This window comes from Halalkalicoccus paucihalophilus, from assembly GCF_001593955.1.
Classification (GTDB): domain Archaea; phylum Halobacteriota; class Halobacteria; order Halobacteriales; family Halalkalicoccaceae; genus Halalkalicoccus; species Halalkalicoccus paucihalophilus.
Genome location: NZ_LTAZ01000017.1, coordinates 55,621 through 69,733 on the forward strand (window position 1 = coordinate 55,621; position 14,113 = coordinate 69,733).

General features: G+C 54.0%; 9 protein-coding genes and 2 pseudogenes. 5 read left to right on the forward strand and 6 right to left on the reverse strand.

Translation table 11 applies throughout. From position 1 onward, the window contains the following. Positions 1-379 precede the first annotated feature (379 nt). The 3 genes from HAPAU_RS18185 to HAPAU_RS18195 all read left to right on the forward strand — a co-directional run bounded on the left by HAPAU_RS18185 (position 380) and on the right by HAPAU_RS18195 (position 3,805). Positions 380-1,708, forward strand: coding sequence for a Cdc6/Cdc18 family protein (locus HAPAU_RS18185; protein WP_245634242.1), 1,329 nt, complete (start codon positions 380-382; stop codon positions 1,706-1,708). A 754-nt stretch (positions 1,709-2,462) separates the two neighbouring features. Next, a complete protein-coding gene (locus HAPAU_RS18190; protein ID WP_084383891.1) occupies positions 2,463-3,392 on the forward strand; it encodes a ParA family protein in 930 nt (309 codons plus the stop codon). Continuing rightward, entirely contained in the window at positions 3,392-3,805 is a 414-nt protein-coding gene (locus HAPAU_RS18195; RefSeq protein WP_066385510.1) for a hypothetical protein, read from the forward strand. Before HAPAU_RS18190 ends, HAPAU_RS18195 begins: the two co-directional genes overlap by 1 nt. A gap of 192 nt (positions 3,806-3,997) precedes the next feature. Here the strand turns inward: HAPAU_RS18195 and HAPAU_RS18200 are convergent, their stop codons facing one another. The 3 genes and pseudogenes from HAPAU_RS18200 to HAPAU_RS18210 form a co-directional block, all read right to left on the reverse strand. Then, a complete protein-coding gene (locus tag HAPAU_RS18200; protein WP_066385514.1) occupies positions 3,998-4,486 on the reverse strand; it encodes a hypothetical protein in 489 nt (162 codons plus the stop codon). Next, a complete protein-coding gene (locus HAPAU_RS18205) occupies positions 4,476-5,147 on the reverse strand; it encodes a nucleotidyltransferase domain-containing protein (RefSeq protein WP_084383892.1) in 672 nt (223 codons plus the stop codon). Before HAPAU_RS18205 ends, HAPAU_RS18200 begins: the two co-directional genes overlap by 11 nt. A gap of 1,260 nt (positions 5,148-6,407) precedes the next feature. After that, positions 6,408-8,083: pseudogene (locus tag HAPAU_RS18210) on the reverse strand (transposase). Positions 8,084-8,648: 565 nt separating this feature from the next. On the opposite strand from HAPAU_RS18210, the gene HAPAU_RS18215 reads away from it, so the two are divergent. Next, positions 8,649-9,833: an alanine racemase gene (locus tag HAPAU_RS18215; protein ID WP_211263635.1), complete on the forward strand. Its 1,185-nt coding sequence runs from the start codon at positions 8,649-8,651 to the stop codon at positions 9,831-9,833. Between the two features lie 258 nt (positions 9,834-10,091). On the opposite strand, the gene HAPAU_RS18220 is transcribed toward HAPAU_RS18215, so the two are convergent. Continuing rightward, positions 10,092-10,838: an asparaginase gene (locus HAPAU_RS18220; protein WP_245634243.1), complete on the reverse strand. Its 747-nt coding sequence runs from the start codon at positions 10,836-10,838 to the stop codon at positions 10,092-10,094. 182 nt (positions 10,839-11,020) lie between these two features. Between HAPAU_RS18220 and HAPAU_RS18225 the strand changes: the two genes are divergently transcribed. Then, positions 11,021-12,100 carry a pyridoxal-phosphate dependent enzyme gene (locus HAPAU_RS18225; protein WP_066385520.1) on the forward strand — a complete coding sequence of 360 codons (1,080 nt, stop codon included), beginning with the start codon at positions 11,021-11,023 and terminating at the stop codon, positions 12,098-12,100. 325 nt (positions 12,101-12,425) lie between these two features. Here the strand turns inward: HAPAU_RS18225 and HAPAU_RS18230 are convergent, their stop codons facing one another. Then, positions 12,426-13,361: a manganese-dependent inorganic pyrophosphatase gene (locus tag HAPAU_RS18230; RefSeq protein ID WP_066385522.1), complete on the reverse strand. Its 936-nt coding sequence runs from the start codon at positions 13,359-13,361 to the stop codon at positions 12,426-12,428. A 225-nt stretch (positions 13,362-13,586) separates the two neighbouring features. Next, positions 13,587-13,709 (reverse strand): annotated as a pseudogene (locus HAPAU_RS22635) (DNA-binding protein); the annotation flags it as partial. Positions 13,710-14,113 lie beyond the last annotated feature (404 nt).

A 14,113-nucleotide genomic window follows, 5' to 3' on the forward strand; every position in this document is an offset into this window, starting at 1 on the left:
GGGTTTGCAAACAAGGTGAAGTATATAATAGAGACCACTCTATAGCGAGAACCCCATCTAGACCCTTCTAGAACTGATTATAGGAGGTTAGGATTGCTTCTACCCTAAACTATAAACTATATTCTAGAACTAGTACTAGTAGTAGAGATGAAATCAGTGGTTCCTAGTAAGATTCAGTGACTGCTGGTACCAATTTTCATACTCTTAAACGTAGCTTGTTCCGCTGTTCACTAAGACAGGTACCTTCGATTCATCTGGAACACTTGCAGAGTGGTGGGCGTGGGGTATATAAGTAATTAGAACAGATGTAACACTTGAACGGTGGTACGAAGATTTATGATAGTAGGGGGTGACGGACGATACAACTCAACAATCACTGATGGACCACGACGAGAACCCGTTTCAAAACGAAGACAAGATATTTGCTTGGAAACAACCTCTCAAAAAGGATTCCTATGAGCCTGACCAGATTATGCATCGGGAAGAGGAAATCAAACTCTACACAAACTCGCTCCAAGATATCGTTGAGGGTCACGAACCAAACAACGTCTTCGTATATGGACCCACCGGTGTTGGAAAGACTGCCGTGACGAAATGGATGCGTGAGAAGTTGCAAGTCGAGGCGAAACGACGGTCAGTACCTCTCCACGTAGTAGGACCGATCAATTGCCGTCACTATAAAACAGCCTATCGTCTCGTTACAACCATCGTCAATGAGCTCCGATCAGCTGACGATCAAGTAGCTGAAAGCGGCCATAGTACCGATCGAGTCTTTAATTTCCTGTACGAAGAAATCGAATCGCTTGGAGGCAATGTTCTTCTCATTCTTGACGAGATCGACAACATTCCTCCTGATGCTCGTAACGACTTCCTCTATGATCTACCACGGGCCGAAGCTAACGAAGATACGCCGATTAGCGAGGCAAAAATCGGTCTCATTGGGATTTCTAACAACTTGAAGTTCGTCGACGCGCTTGAGCCAAAAGTCAAATCAACACTCGGCGAACGAGAAATAGAGTTTGGCCCATATAATGCAAGCCAGCTAGGAGACATTCTCTCCTATTATGCCGATCTCGCGTTCAAGGATAGTGTACTTGACACTGATGTAATTCCACTTGCTGCAGCGTTCGCAGCCCAAGAACGTGGTGACGTTCGGCAGGGACTTCGGATCCTGGAGAAGTCCGGGGAGTATGCTCGGATGGAAGGATCATCGGTGGTTAATGAGGATCACGTACGCGAAGCAACGGAAAATATTGAGACTGATGAAATTCTTGACTACTTTGACGATAAACTCTCTATCCAACAAGGGCTGGCGTATATTTCGACGACGCTGATGGTCATTGAACCTCAGAAAGAAGCACGGACAAAGCATGTCTACAATCTCTATACAAAGCTTGCAGCCTCAGTCAATGCAGATCAGGTTTCTGAGCGAAAGTTCTACGAGTTTTTGGACCAACTCTGTATGCTTGGACTTGCGCGATCAACAGAACGCAACCTCGGCCGAAAGGGAGGTCGGACCTATATTTATGAGGTCACAGATGCGCCTGAAGACATCATCAACGCCTGTAAACAAGACTCTCGTCTCGGTGGTGTCTTGCCCAGCAACGTCTATGACATACTTGAACACTATCAGAAGGGCCAGGCCACTTCTTACCAAGCCCCCGATGAGTTAGAAGCCGAACAGCGAGACCTCTTCAAGTTCGCGTGATGTTCCCTATGGCTGGACACTGAGCCTCAATAAACACTTGCAGGGTGGTGTCGATGCTTCTCTCCTCTATCGTTCTCAGCAAACTAATGAACACTTGCAGGGTGGTGTTCATATCACAGGTACGTTCTGCTGAGTTCAGTAGAGAACACTTGCAGGGTGGTGTCTGATACGTGAGACAGAGCACGCCACCTGTTTCATTCTACGAATTTAGTACCTGCTGCTATCTCTTCTCAATGACTTCAGTACTTTTGCGATTATTCAACGGATTACTAGTATTTTCGGAGTGTCTTACGAGAATTATCCCATACTTTGGTAGGCTATCGATAAGAGTAGTTCACGAGGACCAGCTTTCGCAGCTGACTTTGAAAGGAAGTCTTGATGTCACTGAACACAAATTTCAATGTGGATACTGCGATCATCCGGGATGCGTTGGAAAAGCAGCATCGGATCGGCGACCTGTTCGGCAACTAACCACGTTCTCTGCACCGTAGAGAACAGATGAAACACGTGAAGCCACCCCTGTGTCCCTCCCCACATCTGTGACCAGTTTCTCGCAGTCTCTACTCTGATGCCGGTTTACATCATCGTTTTCTGGAAAGTCTTCTATCTAGCAATCTATTCAGTTTACCAGAAATACAGCCAGTAAACTTGCTAGTAAACGTCCCAGTAAACTCTCTGGCACGCCCACAAGCCAGTCAGTCAGCCATATGTCTGACAAACCTTCAAGATAGCCCGCTGCGTGGACACACAGCAGATGACCCAAGCATTCGTCTGGTGGTCAGAATCAGGCGGTCCCGGCAAAACCACGAACACAATGCAAACTGCCGCCGCCATTGGCCGCGACGGCTACGACGTGCTCGCACTGGATCTTGACCCACAACGCGGCGCGCTTACCCACTACGCCGGCTACGACCACCTCGACCACGACACACCCGACAAAACGGTTGAACCGACTGTTATGGACACCTTCTTCGGTGACACCGATCTCGAGGATATCATCGTCTCTACACCACACTTTGACCTCGTGCCCGGCCACGAAGACCTCTCAAACTTCGAATCCGCGCTCAACAGCTCAGACCGTCGTGGCGTCGACGAATACTGGGTAATCCGCGAACAGCTTGAACAACTCAGTGATCAGTACGACGTGTTTATCCTTGACGTTCAAGCTACATTGAACGACCTCGTGGACAACGCCATCATCGCCGCCCGCAACATCATGGTCCCGATCGAACTCACTCCGAAAGGTGACGCCTCCCAACAAGGACTAGAATCCACGGTCGGTGCCATGGATTCCGGATTCTCCAAGATGGGCGTCGACATCGTGATCAAAGGCACCGTCCCCAGCCGCGTCGGGAACGCCAAAATCTTCGAACAGTACCGCGATTCTATGTCTGACCGTGGCGTCCCACTCAGTCCGTTCTCTATTCCAGAGCACTCCCTACTGCGGTACACGTGGGATCAGCAGATGGATCTTTTCTCCTTTATCGAGTCCAGTGAGACGCGTGACCTCCGCAGCTACGAGGAGCATGTTCCGCTCGCATTCAAGGTGATTGGCCGGTGGATGACTGGCGACTACACGTACGATGAAGCGGTGGCACAGTGGGATGCAGTCAAGGACATGGAAATGGGTGATGCCACGCCAGAGAAGCTGCTAGGCGACCGTAAACAGGAGGTGAACGCCTGATGGGCAAACAGGACCGGTACAATTTCGACGGCGCTGACGACTCGTTCGACACCGATACGTCCGCTTTTGCTGCCGACACGCGACCAGACGACTCCGAACCAGACACTGGATCTGAGAACGATATACAGTCTGATCCTGCAACCACCGAGCCGCAACACGAACCAGAACGACCTGCCACTATCCCACATCGGGTTCGATATGATAGTCCCAAGGATGGGCGGAAGGCGAAAACATTCTACCTCGATACGGACGAGGATCTATCCCGGCTCCGAGAGCTGCAGTCACTGGCCGAAACCGAGTTTGAGGAAACCGTCCACAGACTGGACGTGTACTTGGCAGCGTTCCGTTCCGACCTCAGTGACGACAGCTTCTTACAAGAAATGCGACACATTGGGTACGGCTACTTCGACTAAGCTTTCAAACCCAGTCGAAACGACTGTTGACGTGCTCTATCGTCTGAACCGTCGCATGTCGCAGTCGCTTGGTCACATTATACAGCGTGTTTGTTCTCTCCTGATTCGGTATCCAGTACGTAACGCTATGTCACAACGTATGGAGGTACCGGTGATGATGAGCAGTTGAAATCCGATATATCAATAGATAATCTATGAACAGAGACACTCGTGACGAACGCCAGCTAACTGAATAACATGCTGGTGAATCGCTTGCGCTAATTCCAGCATGATCGCGGCACGATCCGCAGTTCCAACGCCTTCACGGTAATACGTCTTCGACCGGTTGTTTCGCCATAAGGCGGCCAGCCTCTCTTTGATCTCCGCGTTGTACAGACCTGCTTCTTCTCCTCGTTGGTAGACGACAGTGTGATCAACGTATTCCTCCGGCGCCAAGAAATCATTCTCTAAGAGGTAGAACTGGATCGACCGTTCGATCGCTGCAAAGGACGCCTCGATCACCACCGTATAGTAGCCGTTGTGGTCAGCGAGGAACTCTGCAGCAGTCACGAGACGACAGGCTTTCCGCAACTGGAGCAACGCTGGATCGTCAACATCCACTCCATTCTCGATCATCCGCCCTGGTCGCTCGAACAATCGTTCCGCATCATCTAGCACCTCGTCAATGCGGCTATTCTGCATCGAACACCACCCGTTTCAGGTCCTGCAACCGCTCAGAATCCCGTAACACGATACCCTCGGAGAAAATCTCGTGTAGCTTCTGGCTATAGTTCTTGACACTCTCTGAAGCTTCGATCATCAACTGGAATTCATAGCGATCCCCATCGAACCGTTGTTGCTCGACCGTTTGCCGGACCTCGGTCAGTTCACGGCGTGCCGTCGTCACATCAGTCTCGACGATGACCATGAGATCGATATCACTGGCCCGATCGGCCTCACCACGGGCAACGCTTCCAAACAGGAGGATCCCGATTGGATCAACGGAACTTTCCTCTACTGTCTCGAGAAAGGCTTGAATCGGTTGCCGGAACGCAGCTTGTGGAATTCGCGTTACCGGGTCCGCCGGGTTTTGGATCCGATCGCGATTGGCGCTGATGAGTCGCTTGTTTCCCTCGCGACGGGTTTCGATAAGGTCGGCTGCTTCTAGCACTGTCAAGGCAGTCGTGACGGTATCGCCGCCATGGTCGGTGACTGTTCGAAGTTGAGTAACGGTGAACTCCTGTCCCGGATTTCGTAGCAGGAGCATTAGGATGTCTTCGGTGGCTTGATTCCGGAAGAGGCGTTCATCCGGTAGCGGAAATGAGATCCGGATTATTGCTTCGTTCTCATCTTCACCAGTCATACTGGATATAGACAGTAATACTGGTGGAGAATGTATATGTGTTTCTGTCCAACGTGGTGGTTAGAGCCAGTCATCTGCCAGCGACTGATGATGGGCTGGCGTTCTGTCGGTAGTTTCCGAGTCGTCACCGTTGGCTTTGGCCTTCAGAAACTGTGTGAGCCCGTCGTGGAGCGATGGAGGGCCTTCTGTAGTGGGTGAATCCTGGGAGTTGGGGTCTGGCATGGAGTTGGATGAGGTGAGGGTGAATGCCCCGTCACAGTGCGTTGATTGTGTGGCGGGTCTATGAGAGGAAAGAGACTGACCTAGCTGCCTCTGACATCACTCTAGGTCGTCTCTTCGATGATCTCACCCTCTCTTTTTGTGCGCTATCTATGATTGAGACAGAAGTCGAAGGTGGTTGTCTATCCCTAGAGTAGAACCTCGTCTATTCGATAGTCCTCACCACTGGACTGCTGTTCCTCTTCCTGTTCCTGCTGCTCTGATTCAATCCGGTGGCCCGTCGCGAGGAAATGATTGATAGCCGCACGGTTCAAGTCTCGACAGTCAGTGCGAGTCAGAGACCATTCACACACCGTGCAGTAATTGCGCATCTACCTGATTCGCTCGTACTACAGAGACCTACAAAACAACGGTCCGCGATCCTGCAAGCAGTTTAAATCACATCCAAATAGTCCAGTACTAAACCACCGTCCGCCATGCCGGCGCTCTGGCAGGATAAGGTAGTACCACGCTCAAGTATCAGAGAGTGTGCAAAAGGGAAGACTTCCGTACAGACTGTCCAGAACCTCTCACTGTATGTGGTCCTCTGGGTGATTCGGATCGATGGGATCGATGACCGGAACAACCGAGCTCTATGCTTGCGTCTTGACGGCCGTTCAGAGCCTCACTTTTCTACGAGAGCGGTTACGCTTCGGAGACAGCGGCGACCCTCTAGTATCCACTGTTGACTTGTGAGTTAATCAAAAGTGGGTTGGTAAATCGCTGAATCGGCTGTATTCCGCAGAGACGAGACTGCTATTCCGGAGATAGTATCTTATAAATCGTATATTACTATATAAAAACCAATTAGATGGAAGTTGAGACTACATTGGGTTTAGCGGGGCTGTGATGCGCGAATTTGACTGATCGATCTGTGGAAACTACCTCAGATCACTTTCCAAGCGGCCATTCTTGTCATACTTCCAATCGTATGGACGAATTTGCGAGACTTCCAATAGTGTAGCCACTCAGACGGCACGCTAATCTGAACAGAGTGTCTCTCTACCCGATTCCAGTCTCCTTCTTCAGCAGTGTCAGCGTGTTGTCTGCTGTAATCACCGGTGAGCGCTTATACTCGCCGGTCAACTCGACCTGCACGAGCAGATCGACCGCTCTCCAGATCGAGTAGAGGAGACACGCGAATGCGAAGTAGAAGAATCGGAGCCCGAAATCCTTCGACGTAGTGGCGGCCATGAATCGCTTTATCGATCTGTAGCCGCTCTCGATTTCCCACCTGTAGCCATACTCCGTGAGGTGCCCGGTCCTCCGATTCGTCATGAACACCGAATACTGCCGGTGATCGTCGTGTTCAGGGTTCTCTTTCTGACGGTAGATCAGCGTCGTCTCGTGCCACTCGTTCTTGCCGAGATGGAGCTTCCGGTCGGTCTCGTACCGCTCCTGGTCACGCTGGAGCAATCGCTTCGCCTGTGCCTTCTCGCTGGTCTGCATCCGTTTCGGCACGACGTAGGAGAGCCCACGCTGGCTGATCATCTCCAAGACGTGCTGACTATCGAATTCCCGGTCCATCAGCACGTTATCGACGTGAACGAGCTCCTCAACCGAATCCAGCAAGTCCTCGACAATCTCTTTTCGCGACTCGCCTTTCCGCACGGGGCGAGCATCGAGGACGAGCGGGACAGCGTTGCCGACCAGCTGGACTGTCGTCCACTGGTAGGCGTACTCGTCGTTCTTCTCCTTCGTCCCGATAATCTCGTCCTCGTGGCCGGTTCGGTCGCCCGTGAAGGGATCGTCCTCGGTGATGTCGATGGCGACGATGCCTGCGCGGAAGAACTCCTCCGTTTCTGCGAGCTCGTCGGTGAGCTGTCGAACCCCCTGTCGGTACATCTCGCGGATTTGCTCGATGGAGAGATCGCGAATCTGATCGCGATGGCCGTGTCCGAGTGGCGTTCGATCACGCGTCGACTCGTGAATGAAGCTCCAAGCGCCCTCGTTGGCGGCCAAATTTTCACGGAGTCCCAAGTAGGTCTGTAAGCCCCAGTAGGCGTTTTCGGGAATCTCACAGCCCTCGCTACGCTCTAACGAGAACGCGGGGAACACAACGTGACTGACGTGGTCGGTGATCCTCCCAGCCTTGTCAAGAATACTTGATCATTTGGGTCAGATTTATCCGCGTCGTCTCCTCGATGCGGGAGGTTTCGGTCTGGTTCGCGTGGCACGGCGACATCCGCGTTCTGTGCTTTGATGAGGATCGTTCGAGCCGCTTTCTGGACCGTCTGGCGGAAATCTCGCGTGAAGCGTTCGTCCCAGCTGCGCCACAGTGTCGATTGATTGGGCACCGTCTCAAACTCTAGGCGTTCACAAAGTCCGGGGTGGCTATCGAGGTACTTGAGGAGAGGCGTTTCGTGCGTCCAGCCGTGGAGTTCTTTCAGCACGAACACGCGAAAGAGGGTGTCCATCTCGTAGCGTGTGGAACTTCCGTAGCGGTCGTGGGCCTCGAAGCGGAAGTAGGCCAGCGGAATCGAGCAGATGAACTGCTCAACCGAGTCGTGATCTGGATGCATGAACCAGGTTCCCGAGACGACTCGAACGTCCGATTCTAACCCGGCAAGCGAGGTTCGATCGTACAGCGGCGTCGAGTCATATGTGGGCCACTCGATATGCTGCTGGTGTGCGATCCGTCGAAAGACACTGCGTCGAGACTCACGAGCTGCGACCACTACGGGTGGATAGCTCGGACACGCTCAAGAGTCCGTCTAACCGACTAGTATAGAGGATCCTCTCGCTCTGTTGAACCCCTCAGCTCCGAACAAAACCGGTGCAGCTAATCGTTAGGTGTAGAGGGTTATTAGTCATTCATCAGAACTGAATCTATTGGGTTGCGGGCTAACCAGTCTGAGGTCAATCTCTGAGTGTTACATATGCCAATGCTCGAAGAGTGGGCACTGTGGCTATATATCGCAGGGGGACGATAGCTCTCTTCTCTGGCGTCGGAGCGCTCATGACTAAAAAGGAGGTTTACGATACCACCAGGCCGGAAAGTGTTCCTCGTCTCGGTGAATGGCGTCGTCGTCAGCACGGTATTCATTCTTTCTACCCCTTGACCCCACTCCAGTCCGAGCAACTCTCACGCTCATGGCTATCTTCAATGGCTACATCGCATTCTCGGGATAGCGAGCGCTCTCCCTCCCCCGGATAGGCGTTCTGGGGTGTCCGGTTGAGGGACCTCCTCCCTTTGAAGGTAATTCGGTAAGCTGGTTTCGCACGAACTCTTCTACATCTCTTGTGTCTTCCTACAGATTATTACCTCAAGGTACTCTACCTCAGACTATGTCTTCTTGGACGACCGATGAGATGGCGTCGACGCTTTATCAGCCGGTCGAGGATCTAGAAACGCCGGCCTTGCTCGTTGACATCGATGCGATGGAGCGTAACATCGAAGAGTACGTGGCAGTTGCCGACGAGAACGGCGTAACGCTCCGTTCCCACATCAAGACGCACAAGAACGCCGAACTCGCAGCGCTCGAGGACGAGATGACCGACGGTGGTGGAATCTGTTGTCAAACGCTGGGCGAGGTGGAAACGATGGCGCGGAACGGGATCGACGATATCTACCTCTCCTATCAGGTCGTCGGCGAGCAAAAACTCGACCGGTTCTGCTGGCTCTCACAGAAGGTCGAGAGATTGGCAACGACGGTCGACTCAGCCGCGACGATAGACCTTCTTCAGGACGCTGCTCAAGACCACGAGATAACGGCCGACGTCATACTCGAAGTCGACATGGGGTTGCACAGGACTGGCGTCGCGCCTGGCTCTGATGCCGTTACTCTCGCGGAACGGATCGACGAGGCGGCCAACCTCTCATTCGACGGCATCCTCGCGTACGAGTCGCACGTAAAGGCTGAAGCGGATACCGAATCAGAATTCGACGATCTATGCTGGGAGGCGATGGAGCTCGCCGAGGGCGTGGTCGACGACATCGAGGCCGCTGGAATCCCCGTCGACGAGGTGAAGGTCGGCGGGACGGCGACGTCGAGGTACAGTGGCAAGCATCCGGTGGTCACCGAGATCAATCCGGGGATGTATCCCTTCAACGACGTTGGCGAACTCGAACTCCGCCCGTGGGAGGTATCGAAGGACGACTGCGCCGCGACGGTCGTCACGACGGTCATCTCCGTGCCGGACGACGACCGGCTCGTCGTCGACGGAGGCAGCAAGACGTTCTCTCTGGACAAACCGCAACTGCCGGTCCCGAAGAACCGGGACGATATCAAATACGCCAACGCCAGTGAGGAACACGGGTGGATCGATACCAGCAACTCGGACGAGTCGTTCGCAGTGGGCGACCGGCTGGAGTTCATCGTCCCCCACGTCTGCACGACGATCAACCTTCACGACCTCATCATCGGCGCCCGAGACGACCAAGTCGAGGAGCTATGGGAGGTGCAGGCGAGAGGGAAGGTCCGCTAACAGCGACGGATGAATCCGGGCTAGTCGGCACCGGATCGTTACTCCCTTGTGGGCCGGTCAAACACGGTCTCGACGCTGCGATCAGCGAGCGCGACAACCGTCGCGATCCTCGTCTTCTGCAGATTTGCTCGCTGAAGCAACAGCCCAGGTCCAACAGTGTCTGCTCACTACCACGGTAATCGTAGGTCGACCTGGCGAGTCTCCCCTCCGGGCAACGCGTCGTAGCTACAAGTGGGACATCCTCTCGTGCGAGGGCTTTCAGGGGGGAATAATCCCTGGCGGAATGTGGCCCGAACCGGTAGTTGCCAGTGCTACCGCCTCGAAATCGCCCGGTTCAGGTATCTGCGAAGGGGGTATATCCACCGTCACCGTGAGGGCAGCGACCTCGCTCGTCAGTGTCTCCGGATCGACGTCGATCGTCGGGGTCGGATCGACGCTGGCTCGCCATCGGACCGTCTCTTCGTCGTGAACGGCGAGCGGACCTAGCTCGGGCGACTGGAACGCATCTAGTCTCATTGAGTGGGTCTTCGTGACGAGCTTGGCCGCGTGGACCTGATCGTTGAAAGCGACAAGGACTCCGCGTCCACGAGCACCGTCGCTCGTCACCGTTCGAATGGCCGTGAGGAGATTGGCTGGACCATCAGGACTCGCCAGCGATGGATTCCGCATCGCGCCCGTGAAGACGACAGGCGTATCGCCATCGTAACAGAGGTCCACGAAGTACGCTACCTCTTCGAGGGTATCCGTCCCCTGTGTAACGATGATACCATCCACCGTATCATCACGGTCATACTCGGCTACCAGCTCACTAAGCCTGTGCATCTGGCTGATAGAGAACTGCGGACTGGGGATATTCGAGAAGTCGTCTGTAGTCAACTCGATGTCGTCGCTCAGCCCTGGGACGCTTGCGATGAGGTCTTCGCCGGTCAATTCAGGACTGGCTCCACCACCAGAGTCCTTGGTCGAAGCTATCGTCCCACCGGTAGAGATGACAACTACTGACATTGCCCGGGCTTTCGACGCGAGTCTCTAATATCCTCCCATCGCCTTGCTCGGGCCGTTTCTGAGAGAGAACGATCAGTGCGTCCTCTCCTACCAGAGCCGCTCATGGGTATGAGACCCCTTCTGTCTTCGTCAAGACGTCGCGCTATCGGTGTCCATATGACTCCCAGTGACAAAGAAAGAGTATGACCACCCCAGAACTCGTCTGTTCCTCGTGTGGCCGGACATACAGCGATCAGTGGCGGTGTGAGTGTGGCGGTGTCCTCGACTTCGCTCAGCAACCGCTTCCGGAGTACGACCGACCAGACCCCGGTCAGTTCGACACGCGAGACGGACTCTGGTCTTTTGATATATTCATCCCCGTCAGGAAAGGTCCCTCTCTCGGCGAAGGAATGACGCCGCTGATCCCATCATCGACCTGGGACGCCCAGTTCAAGCTCGAATACGTCTCCCCGACGGGGAGCTTCAAGGATCGGGGTGCGACCACGGCGATCAGTCACGCGTTTGCGTGTGGCGCAGATCGCGTCGTGGAAGATTCATCAGGGAACGCTGGAGCTGCTATCGCAACCTACGCCGCCCAAGCAGGCATCGATGCGGAGATCTACGTCCCGGCGGAGGTGAAAGAGTCGAAGCTCCGAGCGATCGAACGGGCCGGTGCGACGCCTGTTCGGATCGAAGGCGGACGCCAAGCTGTGACTGATGCCTGCATCGATGCCGTCGAATCTGGCGATGCGTGGTACGCAAGTCATTCGTGGAGTCCAGCGTTCTTCGCAGGAACGGCGACGTTTGCGTACGAGGTCGCGCTCCAACGTGACTGGAGCGTCCCTGATGCGATCGTGATGCCACTTGGTCATGGCACCCTGTTCCTGGGGGTGTACCGTGGTTTCAAGGCGTTGTCTGAAGCGGGATGGATCGACTCAGTGCCGCGTCTACTCGGTGCGCAAGCCGCCGGCTACGCTCCGATTGCGAGTGAACTCCACGAGGCCCCCGAAGGTGAGAACGATGTCGCGGACGGCATCCAGATACGGGAGCCGACGCGGAAACAACAGCTCCTAGATGCGATTGCTGAGACCGGCGGTGATGCGATTGCCATTGCGGGAGATGCCGTGCAGACGGAGTTAGATCGCCTCCACAAAAAAGGGTTCTACGTGGAACCAACCTCTGCAATCGCACCTGCGGCTCTTGCGGCGTACCGGGAAAGCGGAACGCTTGCGGAAGATGCAGACGTGGTGATGCCCCTCACTGGACATGGGATGAAGACTTAATCTGACGGAGCATTCATCGAGATGTCTACGCTCTGTTTCCAATGTAGTTTTGGAACATAATCTGTATCAAGGTTAGGTCCACTGGTAAATTCATATCCCTATCTAACAACGGTTTCACCTCAATCAGTATCTAATAAATCGGATACCAGCAGAGCCAATTGGAACCGTATGCATTGAGACAGCCAGTCTCAACTACTGAACAGTGATCGAGACCTAAGATCAGATAGAAGAAGGTAATCGAGCGGCTCCGCATCTCAATGTCCTTTAGCGATGTCCATCGATCAGTATATCCGTCGAATCCACCCCGAATAGCACCTTCACTTACTCAAGCGGAATTAGCGCCGAATGCGTCTTCTAGCAACGGGACGACTTGCTTCTTTCTGGACATCACTCCCGGAAGAAACGCTTCACGGTCCGTGAACGTCGTGTCTAGTCCCTTTTCGACGGGTTCGACCTCTGGACCAGCGACGAGTGCAGTCGAATCTTCTTCAAGCAGGTCGGTAACGAGGAGCAAAAATACTGCATAGTCGCGCTCAGTAGCGACATCGTCCATGGTCTCGAGGACGGCATCTTGTTGATCCAATACGACCGACGGCTCTACCGTTTCGATCTGTCCAATGCCGACCTGTTGTCCGTCGAAGTCGAACTCCTTGAAATCGCTGAGTACCATCTCTCGTGGACTTTTCTCCCCGACTTTGCTCTTCTGCGTGAGGAGCTCTTTTCCGTACGCTTCGTAGTCCACATCAACAATATCGGCAAGCCGTGTGGCAGCGGCCCGGTCGCGTTCAGTCGTCGTTGGAGACCGGAGTACGACGGTATCACTGAGAATCCCGCTCAGCAACAGCCCCGCGGTCTGCGTAGGTATCGTCTCGTTCGCGTCGTCAAACAGCTGTGTGAGTATCGTCGCAGTTGACCCGACAGGCTCATTTCGAAACAGAATGGGCTCGCTCGTTTCGATGTCACCGATACGATGGTGGTCGATTATCTCGACAATCTCTGCGTTCTCCGCTCCGGTCACCGTTTGGCTGTACTCGTTGTGATCAACGAGTATCACCTGTTCGCCTGCGGCATCGTCGAGAAGCACTGGGATTTCAACACCCCACCGGTCTACGACGAACTGTGTTTCTGGGTTTAGGGCTCCTGTACGTGCAGGAACAACGTCTGCACCTTGTTCCCTCTTCAATCGTGCGTATGCTAACGCTGAGCAAATCGTGTCGGTATCTGGTTGTTGGTGGCCAATCACGTAGATCGGTTCAGACATAGTGGTGCACATGGAGTCTCGACTCAAGAGTGCTGCTCTTCAGGAATGGGTCGTGAACGGTGAGCCAACCTCAGATTTGTCTCCCAAATATTCGTTCCCGTCGTCGGTATCAAAGGTCGTGGCCGTGCGCGCAGCGACCGGAGGGAGCGAGCACGGAGCGGAGGGTGGGGCGGTGGGGCTTGGGCCGGTTCGGCTCGTAGCAAAAAAGAGAGTTGCGACGACCGGCTATGCTTCCCACCACCGACTGCGTTCAGGGAAGTGGACCGTGGTCCAACCGGTCAGAGACACCGAGACGCACTCATTGTACCAGTTCTTCGCCGCTCCGTGAATCCGAACGCGCTCACCTTCCTAGGACAGGTCGGTAGTTGAGACTACACGAGCTATAGGTCCGCCAGACTGCACGATTTAGATTGAATCAACGAACATGACCTGCTTCAGACTAAGCCTGCGACGGGTGTATGCATTGAGAAGACCAGTCTCAACTACTGCGTACTGGAAGTTGACTACACTGGGTTAGAGGTTTGTGATGCGTGGTTTCAGCAGAATTGGTGAAACGGAAGTCCGAAGATAGCGTTCAAATCGATGATTCACATTCAAAGCCGCTCTAGCTAGCAATGCCACTCGGAATTCGTGCTCTCAACCGTCTTATTCACGACTTAGCCGATTCCAGTTTGCTTCTTCACAAGGTGAACGTGTTATCTGCCGTGACCAGCGACGACCGCTCGTACTCATCAGTCAGTTCCACTTGCAGA

Bases quoted from the DNA above. Each gene is read 5' to 3' on its own strand.
- HAPAU_RS18185 (WP_245634242.1), top strand. From the start codon at position 380: ATGGACCACGACGAGAACCCGTTTCAAAACGAAGACAAGATATTTGCT.
- HAPAU_RS18190 (WP_084383891.1), top strand. From the start codon at position 2,463: ATGACCCAAGCATTCGTCTGGTGGTCAGAATCAGGCGGTCCCGGCAAA.
- HAPAU_RS18195 (WP_066385510.1), top strand. From the start codon at position 3,392: ATGGGCAAACAGGACCGGTACAATTTCGACGGCGCTGACGACTCGTTC.
- HAPAU_RS18200 (WP_066385514.1), bottom strand. From the start codon at position 4,486: ATGCAGAATAGCCGCATTGACGAGGTGCTAGATGATGCGGAACGATTG.
- HAPAU_RS18205 (WP_084383892.1), bottom strand. From the start codon at position 5,147: ATGACTGGTGAAGATGAGAACGAAGCAATAATCCGGATCTCATTTCCG.
- HAPAU_RS18220 (WP_245634243.1), bottom strand. From the start codon at position 10,838: ATGTCAGTAGTTGTCATCTCTACCGGTGGGACGATAGCTTCGACCAAG.
- HAPAU_RS18225 (WP_066385520.1), top strand. From the start codon at position 11,021: ATGACCACCCCAGAACTCGTCTGTTCCTCGTGTGGCCGGACATACAGC.
- HAPAU_RS18230 (WP_066385522.1), bottom strand. From the start codon at position 13,361: ATGTCTGAACCGATCTACGTGATTGGCCACCAACAACCAGATACCGAC.